The sequence below is a fragment of the Glaesserella parasuis genome, from assembly GCF_017352235.1.
Classification (GTDB): Bacteria; Pseudomonadota; Gammaproteobacteria; order Enterobacterales; family Pasteurellaceae; genus Glaesserella; species Glaesserella parasuis.
Map to the genome: position 1 here is coordinate 289,739 of NZ_CP071487.1, position 20,259 is coordinate 309,997.

General features: G+C 40.2%; 19 protein-coding genes and 1 pseudogene. 7 read left to right on the plus strand and 13 right to left on the minus strand.

Annotated features, from left to right (window positions below):
- The first annotated feature begins 175 nt into the window (after positions 1-175).
- Positions 176-442, plus strand: a complete 267-nt coding sequence (locus tag J1G47_RS01525) for a type II toxin-antitoxin system prevent-host-death family antitoxin (protein ID WP_021110264.1) — start codon at positions 176-178, stop codon at positions 440-442.
- 8 nt (positions 443-450) lie between these two features.
- Positions 451-870, plus strand: a complete 420-nt coding sequence (locus J1G47_RS01530) for a type II toxin-antitoxin system VapC family toxin (protein ID WP_005711856.1) — start codon at positions 451-453, stop codon at positions 868-870.
- 90 nt (positions 871-960) lie between these two features.
- On the opposite strand, the gene J1G47_RS01535 is transcribed toward J1G47_RS01530, so the two are convergent.
- From J1G47_RS01535 to J1G47_RS01545, 3 genes are read right to left on the minus strand one after another with little or no spacing between them, the layout of a single operon-like run.
- The gene (locus tag J1G47_RS01535; protein ID WP_015939967.1) at positions 961-1,956 is read right to left on the minus strand and encodes a DNA-processing protein DprA; all 996 of its coding nucleotides are present in this window, start codon (positions 1,954-1,956) and stop codon (positions 961-963) included.
- Between the two features lie 10 nt (positions 1,957-1,966).
- The gene (locus J1G47_RS01540) at positions 1,967-2,725 is read right to left on the minus strand and encodes a phosphoribosyltransferase (RefSeq protein ID WP_015939966.1); all 759 of its coding nucleotides are present in this window, start codon (positions 2,723-2,725) and stop codon (positions 1,967-1,969) included.
- On the minus strand, positions 2,700-3,326 hold the full coding sequence (locus tag J1G47_RS01545; RefSeq protein WP_015939965.1) for an HAD hydrolase-like protein: 627 nt from the start codon (positions 3,324-3,326) through the stop codon (positions 2,700-2,702). Before J1G47_RS01545 ends, J1G47_RS01540 begins: the two co-directional genes overlap by 26 nt.
- 119 nt (positions 3,327-3,445) lie before the next feature.
- On the opposite strand from J1G47_RS01545, the gene J1G47_RS01550 reads away from it, so the two are divergent.
- Positions 3,446-3,838, plus strand: a complete 393-nt coding sequence (locus J1G47_RS01550; RefSeq protein WP_015939964.1) for a helix-turn-helix domain-containing protein — start codon at positions 3,446-3,448, stop codon at positions 3,836-3,838.
- 105 nt (positions 3,839-3,943) lie between these two features.
- Here J1G47_RS01550 and J1G47_RS01555 read toward each other — a convergent pair whose 3' ends face one another.
- The 5 genes from J1G47_RS01555 to J1G47_RS01575 form a co-directional block, all read right to left on the minus strand.
- Positions 3,944-4,909 carry a PDDEXK nuclease domain-containing protein gene (locus J1G47_RS01555; RefSeq protein ID WP_015939963.1) on the minus strand — a complete coding sequence of 322 codons (966 nt, stop codon included), beginning with the start codon at positions 4,907-4,909 and terminating at the stop codon, positions 3,944-3,946.
- Positions 4,910-5,177: 268 nt separating this feature from the next.
- Positions 5,178-5,468: a nucleotidyltransferase family protein gene (locus tag J1G47_RS01560; RefSeq protein WP_035494246.1), complete on the minus strand. Its 291-nt coding sequence runs from the start codon at positions 5,466-5,468 to the stop codon at positions 5,178-5,180.
- Positions 5,469-5,681: 213 nt separating this feature from the next.
- Entirely contained in the window at positions 5,682-6,107 is a 426-nt protein-coding gene (locus J1G47_RS01565; RefSeq protein ID WP_016528442.1) for a universal stress protein, read from the minus strand.
- A gap of 9 nt (positions 6,108-6,116) precedes the next feature.
- Complete coding sequence (locus tag J1G47_RS01570; RefSeq protein WP_207326706.1) at positions 6,117-8,753, minus strand: TRAP transporter permease; 2,637 nt, start codon at positions 8,751-8,753, stop codon at positions 6,117-6,119.
- A gap of 140 nt (positions 8,754-8,893) precedes the next feature.
- Complete coding sequence (locus J1G47_RS01575) at positions 8,894-9,853, minus strand: TAXI family TRAP transporter solute-binding subunit (RefSeq protein WP_005711837.1); 960 nt, start codon at positions 9,851-9,853, stop codon at positions 8,894-8,896.
- 225 nt (positions 9,854-10,078) lie between these two features.
- Here J1G47_RS01575 and J1G47_RS01580 point away from each other — a divergent pair, with 225 nt between their 5' ends.
- On the plus strand, positions 10,079-10,687 hold the full coding sequence (locus tag J1G47_RS01580; RefSeq protein WP_005711836.1) for a YigZ family protein: 609 nt from the start codon (positions 10,079-10,081) through the stop codon (positions 10,685-10,687).
- Positions 10,688-10,715: 28 nt separating this feature from the next.
- Here the strand turns inward: J1G47_RS01580 and yidD are convergent, their stop codons facing one another.
- Genes yidD through rpmH form a run of 3 tightly spaced genes read right to left on the minus strand, consistent with a single transcriptional unit; the run spans position 10,716 to position 11,505 of the window.
- Positions 10,716-11,018, minus strand: coding sequence for a membrane protein insertion efficiency factor YidD (gene yidD, locus J1G47_RS01585; RefSeq protein WP_035492232.1), 303 nt, complete (start codon positions 11,016-11,018; stop codon positions 10,716-10,718).
- Positions 10,961-11,371 carry a ribonuclease P protein component gene (rnpA, locus tag J1G47_RS01590; protein WP_010787170.1) on the minus strand — a complete coding sequence of 137 codons (411 nt, stop codon included), beginning with the start codon at positions 11,369-11,371 and terminating at the stop codon, positions 10,961-10,963. The genes yidD and rnpA overlap by 58 nt, the downstream gene beginning before the upstream one ends.
- A complete protein-coding gene (gene rpmH / locus J1G47_RS01595) occupies positions 11,371-11,505 on the minus strand; it encodes a 50S ribosomal protein L34 (RefSeq protein WP_005599701.1) in 135 nt (44 codons plus the stop codon). The genes rnpA and rpmH overlap by 1 nt, the downstream gene beginning before the upstream one ends.
- A gap of 287 nt (positions 11,506-11,792) precedes the next feature.
- Here rpmH and nhaA point away from each other — a divergent pair, with 287 nt between their 5' ends.
- A complete protein-coding gene (gene nhaA, locus J1G47_RS01600; RefSeq protein WP_016528436.1) occupies positions 11,793-12,986 on the plus strand; it encodes a Na+/H+ antiporter NhaA in 1,194 nt (397 codons plus the stop codon).
- Between the two features lie 63 nt (positions 12,987-13,049).
- On the opposite strand, the gene carB is transcribed toward nhaA, so the two are convergent.
- Both carB and carA read right to left on the minus strand, forming a co-directional pair.
- Complete coding sequence (gene carB / locus J1G47_RS01605) at positions 13,050-16,250, minus strand: carbamoyl-phosphate synthase large subunit (protein ID WP_207326707.1); 3,201 nt, start codon at positions 16,248-16,250, stop codon at positions 13,050-13,052.
- Between the two features lie 146 nt (positions 16,251-16,396).
- A complete protein-coding gene (gene carA, locus J1G47_RS01610) occupies positions 16,397-17,521 on the minus strand; it encodes a glutamine-hydrolyzing carbamoyl-phosphate synthase small subunit (RefSeq protein WP_075605647.1) in 1,125 nt (374 codons plus the stop codon).
- Positions 17,522-17,786: 265 nt separating this feature from the next.
- Between carA and J1G47_RS01615 the strand changes: the two are divergent.
- Positions 17,787-19,084: pseudogene (locus tag J1G47_RS01615) on the plus strand (L-cysteine desulfidase family protein).
- Positions 19,085-19,110: 26 nt separating this feature from the next.
- On the plus strand, positions 19,111-20,190 hold the full coding sequence (locus J1G47_RS01620) for a calcium:proton antiporter (RefSeq protein ID WP_005711822.1): 1,080 nt from the start codon (positions 19,111-19,113) through the stop codon (positions 20,188-20,190).
- Positions 20,191-20,259: the final 69 nt, after the last annotated feature.

Genomic DNA, 20,259 nt, shown 5'->3' on the forward strand with positions numbered 1-20,259 from the left:
TAATCAAAAGTCATTTTGTTGAATGGCATTATTGTAGCGTAAAAATGGTTTGAACGCTGGAACAAAATAAGAGTAATTGAACGGTATAAATCATATTCCACTTTTTACGCTTGTCCTATTTCGCCAATCGCAGTAAGATTGTAACTACTTATCTACATTAAAACGGAGGTACAAAATGCCAGTTATAACCAGCCGTGAATTTAATCAACGTCCTAGCCAAGCTCAAAAAGCCGCTATGCTAGAACCTGTGATCATTACCAATCGTGGTACACCTGCATTTGTGTTAATGACATATCGGGAATATGAAAAAGTACAGCAGGCGAAGCCGTTTGTGAGTATTGCAGATGCACTTTGCCCAAGTAATCCTAATGTAGCGGATATTGAATTTGAGTTGCAACCTCGCAGCAAAGTTCAACGTCGTCCTGTAGATTTTACTGAGTAGGGGAAAAAATGTATTTATTAGATACTAATTTAATCAGTGAAATTAGAAAATTACCTAAAGGTAAATGTAATCAAGGGGTGGCACAGTGGGTAATGACAACATCAAAAGAGTTGATGTTTACTAATGCAGTTGTGATGATGGAATTAGAACGTGGTGTGATGGCAATCGAGCATAAGGATACACTGCAAGGTGAAATGTTACGCCACTGGTTTGAATTTGAGATCAAACCTGCTTTTGATGGCAAAATCCTGAAAATAGACGAAAAAACCGCCCAAATCTGTGCCAAATTACATATCCCTGATCACGCTCCCGAAAATGATGCGTGGATTGCCGCCAGTGCAATTCAACATAACTTAACGCTAGTCACTCGAAATTCCGCTGATTTTGCTCGCACAGGTGTGAAGTTGTTTAATCCCTTTGAAGGGTAAGCGGTGGGATTGAGCAAATTATTTACAAAATTTAGGCATAGCAGTGATTTTTTGCTATGCCTTTTTTGTTTCAAATTACTATCACCTAAATTAGAATAATCCCATTTGTCCATCATCACTCTCTTGGTTTGATGATGGGCTTTTATCCAAATTTAAAATCTGCGTTATCATTGGCATTGGATTGGTTGGATCAATCACAATAACCTTTGCATCTTTCATTACTTGTCGGTTTAAATCATATTTAGGGTTTCTTTGGTATTTCTCGTGATAAATAACCGCACGAGGAATACTATACTCTAAAGATTTTTCCATTGCGTGACGTGAGCCACTATCAATTTTCAATGCGGTAGGATCCACACTATTTGGAGTATAACTGGCACTTAAAATAACAATATCACTAAATAACGCCTGTAAACGATCTCGCCTAATATAACGGGAGCTTAATTCCATTTTAGTGCTAGGAGCATCGTAATATTCAGTAATAAGTAATCCACCCGTTTCAAAAATTTGTTGTGCAAATTCACGATGTTTTACAGGCATTATGTTATTTAATGGGCTAGGTAAAATTGCTACCGTAGCCCCACCGAATTTGAGCGTTTGATCGTGAGCGATAAAATCGCAGCCCTGAGCAAGGCCACTTACGATGACTGCATCTTGTTGCACTAAAAGGCTAACGATTTTACGTTCATCCATTTCGGTATCTTCATCTGGCGTTAAAACACCAATCACAGCTACATTAGTATTTTCCAAACTGAGTAAACCTAGATCACCTTTATAAAAAAGGACATTCGGCTGTTCACTTTCTTTTACTGCTCCACGATGAGTAGGAAATTTTTCATCTCCGATCGCTACAACGCCATCACAACTATCTCCCAAAAGTAAAATCTGTTTTTCAATATTGCTTTTTCGTTGTAAGAAAATTTCTTCTGAAACAGTTTCCTTTTTTACACTTTTGGCTAGTAATTCAACAATTAACTCAAGAGGAGAAGTTTTCGTTTTACTTAAATTCTTATTGATCCAAGCATCTCCAATACCATTGAACGTTTTTGCGGTAAGAATATTTAGAGCATTATCACTATATTTCATTGTTTTATCCTTAAAAAGGGATGTCATCATCTGACGTATTTACGGGGTTGCCAAAAGCATCTAATCGGGAACTGCGTGATCTGTCATTATAACGAGCAGTTTTACTACTATTGATTGGATTACCGAAAGCATCGAAATCATATTGAACGCCCTGCTTGCTATCACTATGATGAGCTGTTTTTGCAACTGTAAATAATACAACTTTATTTGCACCTTCATCTAATAATGCCTGAATACAGTCTTCATCAATATTGATAGTTTTAGTATAAATATCATCAATAAGTAAAATATTTTTTCCTTTTATACCAAATGAAATCAGACAGGTTTTCTTAGTAATACTAGGATAGGGTGAATCTCCATCACCGCCATATTCAGGTTTATGATGGAAGTGAGTAGTTTTTGTATTTTCTATTCTTAGAATATGCTTTATATCTACTCCAATATCCAATGCAATGCGTCGCATTGTAGCAGAAAATAGAAGCTGATTAGGTTTATAGTAAGCTTCTCTTTTAGCTCGGGGAACGATACAAATTGTATCTAATTTTTCCTTTTTAATAATTTCATTTATCGATTCATAGCTATTAGCCCTGAGTTTCTTACAGGCATTATCTAAAACAGAATCACTTTTTTCTCCAAAATCATTTTTTAGATCATTAATAAAATCAGGATTATTAGGTTTTCCCCACCCAAAATAATCTAAGACATAGTAGGCTTTAATTACTTGATGTAAGTATTCATTTATTTCAAGTTGATGAGAATGTAAAGTCATTTTTAACTCCTATAGGGTTGATTTTAATAAGTCGTATATCTGAAACACCTGATAACTTAGCAGAGTCAAGTTGATTTTGATCGTCATCTATAATTATTAAATTATCAGGATCTAAATTTAATTGAGAAATAACTAATGAATATTTATCTAAACTATTATTAGTGTAAAAAATTCGTTCGAATAGATTTTCCAAATCGAAAAAGTCTAATATAGGAATAACACGTCGTGGATTTGCATTTGTAACTAAAATTATTGTAATTTCAGGATTAGATTTAATGTTTTCTAATGCTCTAATCAAAACATCATTTTTCTGAATATAGGATATAAAAGCAGGATAGATTTTATTCTTATAGGTGGCAATTTTAGGTACATCAAGAATAGTATTAAGAATTTCCGAAATAATCTCATAAAGACCTGCTGCAGTGATACGCTGATCAGGCATAGAAGAAACTACTAGTTGATATTGTTTGTCACTCATCTTCATTTGTGCTATATCTTCTATTGAACGGCGATATGCGAGATTATTAGCTTCATTTGTGAAGACTAGCGTGTTATCAAAATCAACGAGCAAATATTTAAAACTAAGTGAATTATCTAACATAACAAAAATCTAGTAAAACCACATAAAATAAACATATCCATTCTACAAACCGTTCACTTATGCTACAATCCACAAAACATTCACATTACCACCCTAAAAAGTACTGATAAGGCAAGGCTATGAATATCAATGATAAAATCCGTTTATTTCGAGAAGATCATCAACTTTCACAAGAAGAAATGGCGACTAAATTAAGTATGTCCACCAAGGGATATGCTAAAATTGAGCGTGGTGAAACCCGAGTGAATTTTGAAAGATTAGAACAAATTTTGGGTGTATTAAATGCGGATATTTATGAATTATTAACTTATGGGGAAAATAAAGGGATTACTATTAGTACAGGAAATAATAATACTAATGCAAGTTCAAATATATTTTTAGGTAGTGATGATGTTGAAAAATTAAATTTAATGCTTGCTCATAAAGATGAAATTATTAAATTAAAAGATGATGTGATTGAAAGTTTAAGAAATGAAATTAGCCTGTTAAAAGAAAAATTATCTGCTCAATAGTAAATAGTTCAAAATATAAAGCGGTAGGATTGTGACAACATTTTGCAATGTTTTATCATAATCCTACCGCTTCATTTTATTGTTTAACACCAAACCAATATCGGTTTATTCCATATCAAATTCAGCCAACAGTTGCTGAAGTTGATATTCTGCAACGCCAATGGGTAATGGATTATTTTGTAAAGCATATTCCACAACAACTTTATTGCGATTTTTACACAACAATAGTCCAATCGTCGGCGTATCTATCTCTGTTTTTAGTTGGTTATCGACGACAGTCAAATAGAAATTAAGTTGTCCGATATGCTCGGGTTTGAAATCGCAGGTTTTCAGCTCAATAACAACATAACAGCGTAATTTTAAGTGATAAAACAGTAAATCAATATAGAAATCATCACCCCCAACATTTAACTTGACTTGGCTTCCGACAAAACTAAACCCAGCACCAAGCTCTAATAAGAATTGTGTAATATGTTTGGTTAAAGCCTGTTCTAATTCACGTTCGTGGCGTTGTTCCGTTAAATTTAAAAAGTCGAAAATATAGGGATCTTTAAAGGCTTGCCTTGCGAGATCAGACTGTGTATCTGGCAGGGTTTTGTCAAAATTCGTGATGGCTATACCCTGACGGTAAAATAGCTGACCTTCAATTTGATGTACCAGCATATTTCTAGACCAGCCATTTTCAATTGCTTTGCGAGCATACCAAAGGCGTTCTTGTTCATCACTCAGCTTATCTAGTAAAGCAATTTGATGATACCAAGGTAATTGTGCAAGCACCTCTTGCACAATTTCAAATTCAGTCCATTCTTGAGCAAATTTTCGCATATATTTCAGGTTTCGACTGGAAAAACCTTTCATGTCTGGAAATTCTGCAGTGAGATCTCGTGAAAGTTGATCGATGACTTTTGCTCCCCACCCTTCGCTTTGCTGCCGCTGTAAAATTTCTTGTCCGATTTTCCAATAAAGCAAAACCATTTCGCTGTTTACCGCGAGCATAGCTCGTTGCTGGGAGTGGTGAATGTGATATTTAAGTGATTTTAACCAATTTTGATAGCTTTCTAGATGTAACATAAATCTGCCCTTGAGATAAGTGAAAAGGCATTATAGAAAGCTGGTATAAGAAGAAAAGTTGATATTTTTCATTTTTCGACGCAGATCGAAAAAATAAGATTTTCTTAATGACAAAAGCGGTGGGATTTCGCAAATATTTTGCAAATTGCAAAAATACTTCCAAAATTCTAGCGCTTATTTTGTGTCTCCAATATTAATGCTTCAATTTGAGTTAATAATTCAGGCACAGATGTAATAGCCGTTTCATAGACTACTACAAAATCTAGCCTCATAATAATTTTGCCTCTGCTAATACTTGCTCACGAAATTTTTCAGGTAAACTGCGTGGGGTAAGCACATCAACTTTTATACCTAGCAAATCTTCCAACTCCATTTGTAAACCACATAGATCAAACATTGTCGTTTTAGGTGTGGTATCTACCAAAATATCTAAATCACTATTTTCTGTGTCTTTCCCTTTGGCGACTGAACCAAATATACGCACATTCTCCACTGCAAATTGTCGGCTGATTGCCATAATTTCAGTGTGTTTAGCTTGAATAAGTTGAGATAGGGTCATTATCGGCTCCTTTAGTCACTCTCATTAATGAAAAGTATAACGGAAAAGTGTTTGATTTGAAATTTTGAATAAGGCTATTTCCTTTAATTCGATATAGCGTTACGTTTAGCTGACAGAAAAATAAGATTTTCTTAATGACAAAAGCGGTGGGATTTCGCAAATATTTTGCAAATTGCAAAAATACTTCAAAATCCTACCGCTTGTATTGATTGCCTAACGCAGAACTAAAATTGGTTTGTCGCTATTTCGAGCGACTTTTACCGTATTTGAACTCAGTCCTTTTGCATTAGGTTTACTGCTTGCCAACATCACGATCAGATCAACGGATTTTTCTTCGGCAATGCGGTTGATCTCTTCGTAGATGGTGCCGTGAGCCACAATATGTTGAACCTTTGAGCCCTCTGGGAAGTTGGCTTGAGTAAAGGCATGTAAGGCTTTATTCGCTTCTTCTATCACAGACTTGTCGAAGTTCTTTGGTAGAAAAGCAGAAATAAAGCTGTCGTCAATGGGTTCGATAATGGTCACAACCCGATACACCGCATCGGAATTGTTCCCTGTGAGTTTTAATGCCGTATCAACCACATATTTAGCACTATTGAGATCGTTTAAGTCGATCGCAAGGAGAAGTTTGTTATACATAATTTGTCCTTATTTTTTCATGCGACGGCGCTGATTCCAGCCGACAAAAATCGCTAATAGGAAAGCCGGAATAAACATTAATTCTTTTGGAAGCGAGTTTTGTGGTAACGCTACATCAAGAATGGTTTGATCCCAGTTTAAACCTGCTTTAGCGGCCGGTGAATCAATTTCAACATTATCAATTAAGATCTTCGGTGACATTTCGCCGTTGATTTCAATTTTCTCTCCGGTATCCAACAAGGTTAATCCCATTGCTTTGATACGCTCTTCGCCCGTTGCACCTTCAGGCACTGTAAGCTGTGAGTAGAATTCAATCGGTTTGCCATAAGGGTTTACTCCTGCGACTTTCAATGTGAGATTTTGTCCTGCTGGCACTTTACCTAACTCCTGAACCATTTGAGCAGGCTCAATATGGCGTGAAGTCGGTGAAATGTGTTCCATAAAGAAGCCTGGGCGGAACAAAATAAAGGCAGCGAAGATCAATACGAATGTTTCCCATAACTTATTTTTGGTAAGAAAGTAGTTCATCGTTGCTGCTGTAAAGAGCAGAATCCCAGTGGTTGCACTGATAAAGACGAGAATCCCTTTCGCCCAACCAACATCAATTAAGAGTAAATCGGTATTGAAGATAAATAGGAACGGTAAAATCGCTGTTCTTAAGCTGTAGTAGAATGCTTGTACCCCAGTTTTAATCGGGCTACCGCCTGAAATAGCAGCCGCTGCAAAAGAGGCTAAACCAACCGGTGGCGTTACGTCCGCCATAATCCCGAAGTAGAATACGAACAAGTGAACGGCGATCAATGGTACGATTAATCCATTCTGTTTACCGACTTCGACAATCACCAATGCCATCAATGAAGATACCACGATATAGTTTGCCGTAGTCGGTAATCCCATCCCTAAAATTAAGCTAAAGATAGCGACTAAAATCAGCATTAATAAGATATTGCCCATCGAGAGCATCTCAATAATACCAGAAAGTTGCACTCCGAAACCGGTGAGCGATACCGCACCTACAATGATACCTGCGGTTGCTGTTGCAATACCGATACCAATCATATTTCTTGCACCCGACTCCAAACCGTCCACTAACTCTTGAACGCCTTGTTTAACTAGCGCAACTTTGTTACCCGCATCATTACGGAAGAAACTTAATAATGGGCGTTGTGTGACTAAAATCACTGCAAGCGCAACAGTTCCCCAGAAAGCGGATAACCCTGGTGAGAATTGCTCAATCATCAAACACCACATTAATACCACAACAGGTAATAAGAAATGTAAGCCAGCGTTCACAGTTGGTTTACGGCGAGGCAATGACACGACCAGTGAATTTGGATCATCAGCTTCTAAATCAGGGAATTGTGAAACGCGGTGAATCAATTTGATATAGACCGCCGCTAATAAAATACACACAATTAAGAAGGCAAAATCAGGGGCAACATTTTTAATCCAGCCTAAGCCGTAATGAACCGCAATAGCTAAGCCAAGTGTTACTAAAATATAGCTTACAACTTTAAGCAAGGTGATTAAAATCGGACTGACAGGTTCAACACGATCCAATCCTTTTAAGCCCATTTTTTGCGCTTCAAGGTGAACGATATACACCAAAGCAATATAAGAAATTAATGCAGGTAAGAACGCATGCACAATCAATTGGCTATACGGCATATTGACGTATTCAATCATCAAGAACGCCGCTGCCCCCATGACTGGCGGCATAATTTGTCCGTTCACTGATGAAGCCACTTCAATCGCCCCTGCTTTTTCAGAGGTCAAACCGACACGTTTCATCATCGGAATGGTGAATGTCCCTGTGGTAACCACGTTGGCAATAGATGAACCTGAAACCAAGCCCGTTAACGCAGAAGAAACTACCGCTGCTTTACCTGGACCACCGCTAAAGTGACCTAAATAAGCAAATGCTGTTTTGATAAAATAGTTACCTGCACCCGCTTTATCCAATAAAGCTCCGAATAACACGAATAAGAATACATATTTGGTTGAAACACCGAGGGCGACACCAAATACCCCTTCCGTGGTGATCCATTGTTGGTTAATGATTTGGGATAATGAACCAGAACGGTGGCTGATGATAGAACTGCTCGGTAAAAATTGTCCAAAATAGTTGTAAAGCAAAAATACAGTCGCAATAATCACTAACGGCAAACCCAAACTACGACGGCAAGCCTCTAACAATAATAAAATGCCTAAACAGCCAGCAATAATATCTTGCGTATTCGGCGCACCAAAACGAGTAACTAGCCCTTCATAGAAAAAAATGTAGTACGCAGCAAGAAACGCTCCGAGGGTTGCAAATAACCAATCTTGGAAAGGAATACGATATTTCGGCGATGTTGCAAAGGCAGGGAAAGACAAGAAGGCAAGGAACATGGCAAAGGCAAGATGGATAGAACGTGCTTTGGTATCATCTACCACCACATTCAAATTCCAGCCCCAATCTCTCACCACTTCTTGTAGCCAAAATGGAAATGGTGAAGTGTAATAGATTTGGAATAGCGACCATAAAATCGCTGTAATAACAATTAATTTTTTACTAAAACCTGTCGGGTTACGACCGCCTGAATCATTTGAGGCGACGAGATCTTGCAGATCATCGTAATCCATAGTTTTGGATTGAGCAGACATAAACTCCTCCGAGAAAACCTAAGACAAGCGGTTAGATTTAACGAAAAATTTGCAAAAAATCAGCCAAATCTGACCGCTTGATGAAAACGACAAAAGGCAGGAAGTGATTTACTCCTGCCTTAATATTAGAAACGGATGAATTACATCCAACCACGCTCTTTATAATAACGGATTGCACCTTCATGTAATGGCGCAGAGAGCGCATTTTTGATCATCTCTTCTTCTTTTAGGTTTTCAAACGCAGGGTGTAAACGTTTGAAACGATCGAAGTTATCAAATACCGCTTTCACCACAGTATAGACACGATCGGCATCCACATCCGCAGAAGTCACAAGCGTTGCATACACACCGAAGGTTTCTACCGGATTATCGGTACCTTTATATAAACCGCCCGGAATCGTTGCTTTTGCATAATAAGAGTGATCTGCCACTAATTTATCAATCGCTTCGCCGGTTACTGGCACTAAATGTGCATCACAAGATGCTGCCGCTTCTTTTAGCGCACCGTTTGGGTGACCAACGTTATAAGTAATTGCATCTAAGTTGTTATCACACATTACAGATGCCATTTCTGCTGGTTTTAATTCAGAAGCTACTTTGAACTCTTTATCTGTCCAACCTTTTGCCGCTAAAATAACGTTCATCGTTGCACGTGTACCTGAACCTGGGTCACCCACATTCACACGTTTACCTTTTAAATCATCAAAGTTAGCAATTTTGGCATCAGTACGAGCCATGACTGTAAATGGTTCTGGGTGAATTGAGAAAACTGCACGTAATTTATCGTTTTTCTTGCCTTTAAATGAGCTTGAGCCGTTGTAAGCATGATATTGCCAATCAGATTGTGCAATACCCATTTCCATCTGTTTATCGGCAATCGCATTCAAGTTTGCAACAGATGCTCCTGTAGATGGCGCATTACATTTCACATTGGTTTTTGCTGTGTCACGGTTTACTAATTGGCAGATTGATTGACCCACTACATAGTAAACGCCTGTTTGACCACCAGTACCGATAGTGACGAATTTGTCCTCTGCGTGAGCTGCCATAGAACCCATTGCTAAACTTGCAACTAACGATAATTTAAAAAAGTTTTTCATGTCTATTTCCTCTAAAAATTCAGGATTGGGAAAAGTAAGATGTTGCGTTTGACCTATAACTCAAATAGGAAAACGATATAAGATATACTCGACTTTTTTCTGTTATGCAAACGTTTTCTCTTAAAAACATGATGACTTTCACATTTTTTTAACAATTTGAAAGAGATTTATCAAATCTCATCATTTAAAGTATGATGGAACTCTATGAAGTAATCAGTTGAGAATATGGAATTTTTTATCCCCAAAGCAGAAGTGATCTTTGAAGAAGAGATCAAAAAAAGTCGCTTTATTACCTACATTCGCCATACAGAAGGAATGGAACAAGCCAAAGCCTTTTGGGCTGAAATACGAGCTTTACATCCGCATGCTCGACATCATTGTTGGGCAACGGTTGCAGGGCAGCCGAATGATTCACAGCAATATGGCTTTTCTGATGATGGAGAACCTTCAGGGACAGCTGGTAAACCAATGCTTAATTACTTGCTAGGTTCAGGCTTGGGGGAAATCAGTGCGGTGGCGGTTCGTTATTACGGCGGGATTTTGCTCGGCACGGGCGGACTCGTTAAAGCCTATGGCAATGGTGTACAACAGGGGCTATTGCAAGTCGAAAAAATTCGCAAAGTTTTAGGTAAATCTTACCGCTTGCAGTGTGAATATGAACAATTTAATACGATTCAACATTTGATTGCGGAACGGGATATTGAGCTACTTGAGCAACAATTTAGTGATAAGGTGGAATTAATCTTAGCGATTAACCCCACACAAGTAGAACTGTTTCAAAATCAATTAACGCAACGTTTTGCGGGTAAGTTGGTATTGGGCAAGATAGATTAAGTTGAGCATTACTGCCCGACCTACAATATTATTTATGTTTTTTACCGCAATTACACTTCGGCGGAACAGGATCTTCCCCCCCTTCGTTCAATGGATTGCAACGTAAAATACGTTTTAGCACAAGCCAGCCACCTTTTATGGCACCGTGAATTTTAACCGCTTCTAACGCATAGGTAGAGCAAGTGGGATAAAAACGACAGCGTGGTCCAATTAATGGGCTAATGACATAGCGGTAAAAATGCACAAAGGCGAGCATTACATAAGCCAAAGGGCTTAGTTTTGATGTTGTTCCTGTTGTACTTTCTGAGCGAGGCGAATGTGGCGTTGCCATAGTTTATCCAAGGTTTCAAATAATTCTTGGTTGCTTAGTTTACCAATTCCGCCTTTTGCCACAAAGACAAAATCATAAGCAGGAAGTTGATGTTGCTTCAAGCGGAAGCTTTCTCGCACAATGCGTTTGATACGATTGCGGTCGTGGGCTCTTTTTAGATGCTTTTTAGCAACAGTAAGACCAATTCGAGCGTGTTCAATATCGTTTTGGCGAGATAAAAGGGTTAATTGAGGTGTGCTAGCACGGAGAGGCAGTTCAAAAACCGCTTTAAATTGAACGGGAGCTAACAGACGTAGCTCCCGAGGAAAAGTTAGCTTATTCACACTGAGTGTTTTGGCTGACTTATCTGCCATTATGCAGATAAGCTTTTACGACCTTTAGCACGACGACGCGCTAATACTTGACGACCGTTTTTAGTTGCCATACGAGCACGGAAACCGTGAGTACGAGCACGTTTTAATACAGATGGTTGAAATGTACGTTTCATTTGCTATCTACCTAAAAATTAAAAATTGACTATAAGCCAAAATGAGGATCATAAAAAAGAGTCGCAATTTTAGCGATAAATATCAAAAAGATCAAGGTTAATCTATAAATTTACCCAAACATAAATTCAAATCCTTGATGGCTACTTTTCGTGAAGTTGATCAAACAAATTTTACAAATTTTCTGCAGTATCTGCCCGCTTCGCCTTGATCTTACACGCTGATTTTGTTAAAAGGAAAAAAGATTTAAGAAAGATTGACGAATTTTACATAACAAGAGGTTAACATAATGATCCAGCATATCCGAAAATTTTTACAACTAGAGTCTGCAAGCGGTATTTTATTGCTCACTTTTGCAATGTTTGCAATGCTGTTTGCAAATACCCCCTTGAAAGACCTCTACTTTGATTTTTTAAGTATGCCAGTCAGTATCCAGATTGGCTTATTCAGTATTTATAAACCGTTATTAATGTGGGTAAATGACGGCTTTATGGCTGTGTTTTTTGTCCTTATAGGGCTAGAAGTGAAGCGTGAAATGATGGTTGGAGCAATTTCTAACTACCAACGTGCAATTTTCCCCGCTATTGGTGCATTAGGGGGAATGATTGTACCAGCTCTTGTTTTCACATTGATTAATAGTGATTCGCCAGAATTTCAGCAAGGTTGGGCGATTCCGATGGCAACAGACATTGCATTTGCACTTGGAGTTTTAGGATTACTCGGCAAACGAGTGCCATTTGCTTTGAAAATTTTCCTACTCGCATTAGCGATTATTGATGACTTGGGGGCAATTGTCGTAATTGCTATCTTTTTCTCTCACGAATTAAGTACCACAGCCCTGATTTCAGCAGCCATTGCAATTGCTGTTTTAATTATAATGAACCGAATGCGAGTTACGGCAATTTGTGCTTATATGGTCGTTGGATTAATTTTATGGGCTTCAGTATTAAAATCAGGGGTTCACGCAACATTAGCGGGGGTAATTATTGGCTTCTGCGTTCCACTAAAAGGTAAAAATGGAGAAGAACCATTGGCCCATTTTGAACATCTCCTTGCACCGTGGTGTTCGTTTGTGATTTTACCGCTATTTGCTTTTTCAAACGCTGGTGTATCTTTAGCAGGAATGAGCTTAAGCACATTATTCTCACCGCTTACAATGGGGGTTGCGTTAGGTTTATTAGTAGGTAAAACCTTAGGTGTATTTAGCTTTAGTTTCCTTGCCGTGAAATTGGGTATCGCACAGTTATCTGAGGGAATTAATTTTAAACAGATCTTCGCTGTGTCTGTCCTTTGTGGTATCGGCTTTACAATGTCAATGTTCTTGGCTGGGCTTGCTTTTGGTGGCGACGAAGCTGACGGCCAATTTATCTCTCTTGCTCGTTTAGGTATCTTAATTGGCTCGGGGATTTCAGCTGTATTGGGGTATTATTTATTAAAATTGTGTACTATGCCTAATATCCATATTAATAATCTGTCTAAATAGATTAGTAAAGAGCTTGAATAACATTAGTTTTGTAAAGTATATTCAAGCTCTTCTTTTTATAATCTAGTTACTATGCAACTCCTGCACCGAATAAACCCCGAACTCGTTGATATGTTCAACGGCATAGGAAATCGCATCAGCTCCTGCAATCGTGGTATAGACAGGCACACGTTGTTGCAGTGCGGTACGGCGGATTGAGTGGCTGTCGGCAATCACTTCAGGCTCACCGTTTACAGTGTTGATCACCATCGCAATTTCGCCGTTTTTAATTGCATCTACGATATGCGGTCTGCCTTCACGCACTTTATTCACGATTTGGGTCGCAATGCCGTTCTCACGCAAGAATTTTGCCGTGCCTAAGGTTGCACATAAGCCGTAGCCTTGCTCTTGTAAACGTTTTGCCACATCGAGTAAGCGAGGTTTGTCGTTGTTATCCACCGATAAGAACACTTTTCCTGTTCTTGGAATACGTTCCCCTGCGCCTAGCTGTGCTTTAAAGAAGGCTTCGGCAAAGGTTTCTCCTACACCCATTACTTCCCCTGTCGAACGCATTTCAGGGCCTAAAATCGTATCTACCCCTGGGAATTTGATGAATGGGAACACTGCTTCTTTGACGAAGTATTTTTGTGGGATCACTTCTTCAAGGGCATTGAGTTCCGCAAGGCTTTCCCCTGCCATTACTCGTGCGGCGATTTTGGCTAACGGCTGACCTGTCGCTTTACTCACAAACGGCACGGTACGGCTGGCACGAGGGTTTACTTCAAGAACATATACCACATCATTTTGTACCGCAAACTGTACGTTCATTAAGCCTTTAACCCCAAGAGCAAACGCCATTTCTTTAGTCTGTCTGCGAATTTCATCGAGGATCTCACCGCTTAATGAGTAAGCAGGTAGAGAACACGCCGAGTCGCCACTGTGGATCCCTGCTTGTTCAACGTGTTGCATAATACCGCCGATTACCATGTTTTCACCGTCACAGATACAGTCCACATCAACTTCAATCGCATTGTTCAAGAAGTGGTCGAGTAAGATCGAGCTGTCGTTAGACACAGACACCGCTTCACGCATATATTTGTTCAATTCTTCATCGTTATAAACGATTTGCATTGCACGTCCACCAAGTACATAAGATGGACGAACCACCAACGGATAACCCACTTCATTTGCCAATACCACCGCTTCTTGTGCATTGCGAGCCGTGCGGTTAGCCGGTTGTTTTAGGTTCAAATCGTGTAGGATTTTTTGGAAGCGTTCACGGTCTTCCGCCGCATCAATGCTGTCTGCTGATGTACCGATAATGTTCACACCGTTTTCGTGTAAAGCATTCGCCAGTTTTAACGGCGTTTGACCGCCATAGTGAACAATCACGCCCCACGGCTTTTCTACACGCACCACTTCCAACACATCTTCCAACGTTAATGGCTCGAAATACAAGCGGTCAGATGTATCAAAATCCGTCGAAACGGTTTCAGGGTTGCAGTTCACCATAATGGTTTCATAACCAGCTTCACGCAAGGCAAGGGAAGCGTGAACACAGCAGTAATCGAACTCAATCCCTTGTCCGATACGGTTTGGACCACCGCCTAAAATCATCACTTTTTTACGATCCGACGGGTTCGCTTCGCACTCTTCTTCGTAAGTAGAATAGAGATAAGCCGTATCAGAAGCAAACTCCGCCGCACAGGTATCGACACGTTTGTAAACCGGCAGAATACCAAGGGTATGGCGATAATCACGCACCGCTTTTTCGCTGACTTTGGTGAGCTGAGCGATACGTTTATCCGAGAAGCCTTTGCGTTTTAAACGACGCAATTCTTCACGATCTAAATCGCTTAACTGTTTTTTCTCAAGGGCAAGCTCTTCTTGCACTAAATCTTGAATTTGAATTAAGAACCACGGATCGATTTTTGAATAGTGATGTACTTCGTCCAAGCTAAAACCTGCACCAAAGGCATCGGCAACATAAAGAATACGGTTCGGGCCTGGGTTTGCCAGTTCACGACGGATTTTTTCAGGCTCTTCCGATAACAAGTTGAAACCACAAATCCCCGTTTCTAAGCCACGCAACGCTTTTTGTAAGCTCTCTTGGAAAGTTCTTCCCATCGCCATCACTTCGCCCACTGACTTCATTTGTGTGGTTAAACGGTCGTCCGCATTCGCAAATTTTTCAAAGGCAAAGCGTGGAATTTTGGTCACGACATAGTCAAGGGTTGGTTCAAAAGAAGCTGGAATTAAACCGCCCGTAATATCGTTGCGTAGTTCATTTAAGGTATAACCCACCGCTAATTTCGCCGCGACTTTTGCAATCGGGAAACCTGTCGCTTTAGAAGCGAGAGCAGAAGAACGGCTCACACGTGGGTTCATTTCAATTACGATCATCTCGCCGTTTTCAGGGTTGATCGCAAATTGCACGTTTGAACCGCCTGTATCCACGCCGATTTCACGCAACACGGCTAAAGAAGCGTTACGCATAATTTGATATTCTTTATCGGTCAAAGTTTGTGCAGGTGCAACGGTAATGCTGTCGCCCGTATGCACGCCCATCGGGTCAAAGTTCTCAATCGAACAGACGATAATGCAGTTGTCCGCTTTATCACGCACCACTTCCATTTCATACTCTTTCCAACCCAAAACAGATTGCTCAATCAAGAGTTCGTGGGTTGGTGACGCTTCAAATCCCCGTTCGCAAATCGCTAAAAATTCATCACGGTTATAAGCGATACCGCCACCTGAACCGCCCATTGTAAATGATGGACGAATTAATGTTGGGAAACCGACCGCTTCCTGTGCTTTCAAGGCTTCTTCAAGGGTGTGAGCAATAAAAGATTTCGGGCAAGACAAACCGATTTTTTCCATCGCTTGTTTGAAACGACCACGGTCTTCCGCCTTATCAATCGCATCTTCACTCGCCCCGATCAGCTCAACATTGAACTGTTTTAACACCCCATTGCGAGATAAATCTAAAGCACAGTTTAATGCCGTTTGACCGCCCATTGTCGGCAAAATCGCATCAGGGCGCTCTTTTTCGATGATTTTCGCCACCGTTCGCCACTCAATCGGCTCAATATAGGTCACGTCCGCCATATTCGGATCGGTCATAATGGTTGCTGGGTTTGAGTTCACCAACACCACTTTATACCCTTCTTCACGCAACGCCTTACACGCCTGCGCCCCTGAGTAGTCAAATTCACACGCCTGCCCAATCACAATCGGACCTGCACCAATAATTAAAATCGTGTTTATATCTGTACGTTTTGGCATAGTTTTTTCTCTGTTGTTGAATTTGGTTGTCTTTTAATATCCGCCACTATTTAGTCCCCTCCCCCGCTTGCAGGGGAGGGGACTTGAATACTAAGCGGTCATTTTTCACAAGATTTTGCAAATTTCCCTTCAAATCTCACCGCTTATCACCCTTTCACCTTTCTCAATTCATCAATAAAGCGGTCAAACAGGTATGCCACATCGTGCGGGCCTGGGCTGGCTTCTGGGTGTCCTTGGAACGAGAATGCGGATTGATCGGTGAGTTCAATGCCTTGTACTGTGCCGTCAAAGAGTGAGCGGTGGGTGACACGAACGTTAGCTGGCAAACTGGCTTCATCAACTTCAAAACCGTGGTTTTGGCTGGTGATCAGCACGTTTTGTGTGTCTAAATCTTGCACAGGGTGGTTTGCACCGTGGTGTCCGAATGCCATTTTCTTCGTTTTGCCACCAGCGGCTAATCCGAGTAACTGATGTCCTAAGCAGATGCCGAAAATCGGTTTTTTGGTTGCCAATAATTTTTGAATAGCGGTAATCGCATAGGTGCAAGGCTCTGGGTCACCCGGACCGTTAGATAGGAAAATACCGTCCGGATTTAAGGCTAATACCGCTTCTGCAGAAGTTGTTGCTGGCACAACGGTGATACGACAGCCACGTTCAGCAAGCATTCTTAAAATGTTACGTTTTACGCCAAAATCGTAAGCGACAACGTGAAATTCAGGGGTGGTTTGTTGCACATAACCTTTGCCAAGTTGCCATTCGCCTTCCGTCCATTGATACAGCTCTTTACAGGTCACTTCTTTGGCTAAATCTTGCCCAGCCATTGAGCCAAAACTGTTGGCAAGTTCAAGGGCTTTAGCCACATCATCACCGACATAAATACAGCCTGCTTGTGCGCCTTTATCACGCAAAATACGAGTTAAACGGCGTGTGTCAATGTCGGCGATTGCAACGATTTTATGTTTAACCAGATAATCAGAAAGCGAAGAGTTAGCACGGAAATTACTATGAATAAGGGGAAGATCACGAATAATTAAACCTGCAGCATACACTTTATCTGCTTCTTCGTCTTCGCTATTTGTTCCTGTATTACCGATATGTGGATAAGTCAATGTAACAATTTGATTAGTGTATGAAGGATCGGTGAGAATTTCTTGGTAGCCCGTCATTGCGGTATTAAAGACCACTTCACCAATGGTATGTCCTTGATAACCAATAGATTTTCCGTGAAACACAGAACCATCGGCAAGAACTAAAATGGCAGGTTCAAACATTATATGTACTCCTAATTATTGAAATTTTTGGCTGTCATTTTGCAAGCTGCCTAATCTCTTACTCAGGAATAGGCGGCTAAGTTTACTAGAGCAAACGTTTGCGTTCAAGTGATAATTATAAAAAATAAATTCAAACATTATCATAATGAATAATTATATTAAAATAATGCATTTTTATTCAACTAAAGACAAGTGAAAAAAGTTACTTTTTGATTATGCAATAAGCGGTTAGAATAGAGAGAAATTTTACTAAAGAGAAAAAAGAATGAATAAATTTGAATTTGCAGAACAATTAATCGCCATTGTGAAACGAGATGTTGCCCCAGCACTAGGTTGTACCGAGCCGATTTTGTTGGCGTTAGCGTCTGCGATTGCGAAATCACATTTGGGCAGTGAGCCTGTTCAAATTCAGGCTAAAGTGTCCCCAAATTTAATGAAAAACGGTATGGGGGTTACCGTACCTGGAACAGGTATGGTGGGATTGCCGATTGTGGCGGCTGTGGGGCGATTGCAGGTGATGCAACGGCAGGTTTGGAAGTGTTGAAACATATTCAAGCTGACGATGTCGCCAAAGCGAAAGCGATGTTAGATGCAAACCAAGTGAGTGTAGATATTGCAAATGTGGATTTTCCGCTTTACTCGGAAGCCTTGTTGTTAGGCGAAACGGGTTGGGTCAAAGTCTGTATTCAAGATACCCATACCAATGTGGTGTTGATTGAGAAAAATGGGGAAGTGTTGTTCCAGCAACAAACGCAAGCGGTTGAAATAGCAGACGATTATCACTTTTTCAATCAACTTTCCGCCGAACAGATTTATCAATTTGCGATGGAAGTTCCTCTTGAACAGATTGCCTTTATTGCCGAAGCGGCTAAATTAAATTCTGCGTTATCTAAAGAAGGTTTGGAAAAAGAGTATGGTTTGCATATCGGACGAACTTTGAAAAAACAGATTGAACTTGGCTTGATGTCTGATGATTTATTATCACGTATTGTGATTGAAACCACGACAGCGTCAGATGCTCGAATGGGCGGTGCGTTGTTGCCTGCGATGAGCAATTCTGGATCGCGCAATCAAGGTATTGCGGCAACAATGCCGTCAGTGATTGTGGCACGCTTTGTGAATGCTGATGATGAGCAACTGATCCGTGCGTTATTTCTTTCTCATACTATTGCGATCTATATTCACAGTAAATTACCAAAACTATCCGCTCTTTGTGCCGTGACTACGGCGGCAATGGGCAGTGCGGCAGGTATGGCATATTTGCTGAAAGGTAATTTTAACGCCATTAGTATGGCGATTTGCAGTATGATCGGCGACATCAGCGGTGTATTGTGTGATGGGGCGGCAAATAGCTGTGCGATGAAAGTTTCAACAGGGGTATCATCTGCCTACAAAGCGGTGTTAATGGCGTTAGATAATAGCCGAGTGACCGGCAATGAAGGTATCGTGGAACATAGCGTTGATAAATCAATCAATAACCTATGTGCGATTGCGACAAAAAGTATGGTCTATATGGATAGACAAATTATTGAGATTATGAGTACAAAAGAGCAGGATTGTTAAACGATAAAAATAAAGGAGAAGACATTATGGCAACACATTCCCATTCCCCTTTGCCAATTTGGTCGGTGATCTTACCGCTTGCAGCTTGGGCTATCTATTTTGTTGGCGTGAAAGAGAACATTTGGCTACAACTTGGGGGCGGTGCGTTATTGATTGGTAGCGTGCTTTCTGCGGTTCACCACGCAGAAGTCGTGGCACATAAAGTTGGAGAGCCGTTTGGTACTATTATTCTAGCACTCGCCATTACGATTATCGAAGTGGCATTAATTGTGTCGCTGATGATCGCAGGCGGTGACAATGCTACCTATCTAGCGAGAGATACGGTATTTGCAGCAATTATGTTGATTTTAAACGGGATTTTAGGCGGTTGCTTATTAATTGGCGGCATTAAACATCACGTTCAATTTTTCCATAAAAAATCAGTGAGTACCGCTTTAGTGACCTTAGTGTCTATTTTGGTATTAACAATGATTTTGCCTAATTTCACAACCAGCTCGGCAGGGGGGACTTATACCAGCTCTCAGTTGGTATTTGTTGCGATTGCGTCACTCGTTTTATATTTCTCTTTTATTATGATGCAAACCGTGCGTCATCGTGATTATTTCTTAGCCGATGATGATAATCCAAACCATCACGCAGAGCCACCTTCGACTAAAGTAGCATTAGTCAGTTTATTGCTATTGGTGATCTGTTTAGGTGTCGTTGTAATGTTGGCGAAAGGGCTTTCCCCTGCGATTGAAACAATGGTGGTTGCTGCAGGTGCGCCGTTATCTTTAGTCGGGGTGATTATTGCTGCTGTTGTTTTGATGCCTGAAGGTTTGGCAGCATTGACCGCAGCCAGCCGTAACCGATTACAAACCAGTGTGAATTTAGCATTAGGTTCAGCGTTAGCCAGTATCGGTTTAACTATTCCGTCTGTTGTGATCGTCTGCTTACTATTTGATATTAATATGGTGTTAGGCTTAGATTGGAAATCAATGGTGCTACTGGCATTGTCCGCTTTCGTTGTGATGGTTTCTCTTAATCACGGCAAATCGAATATGCTTTATGGCGTAGTGCTTTTGGTTAATATGGCGGCTTATGTGTTTACGGTGATTGTGCCGTAGTGAGAAATAGTGTGTGTGTTAATACACATTTTTTTAAATTTTTTTTAGTTTTCCCCTTGAAGCCCACAT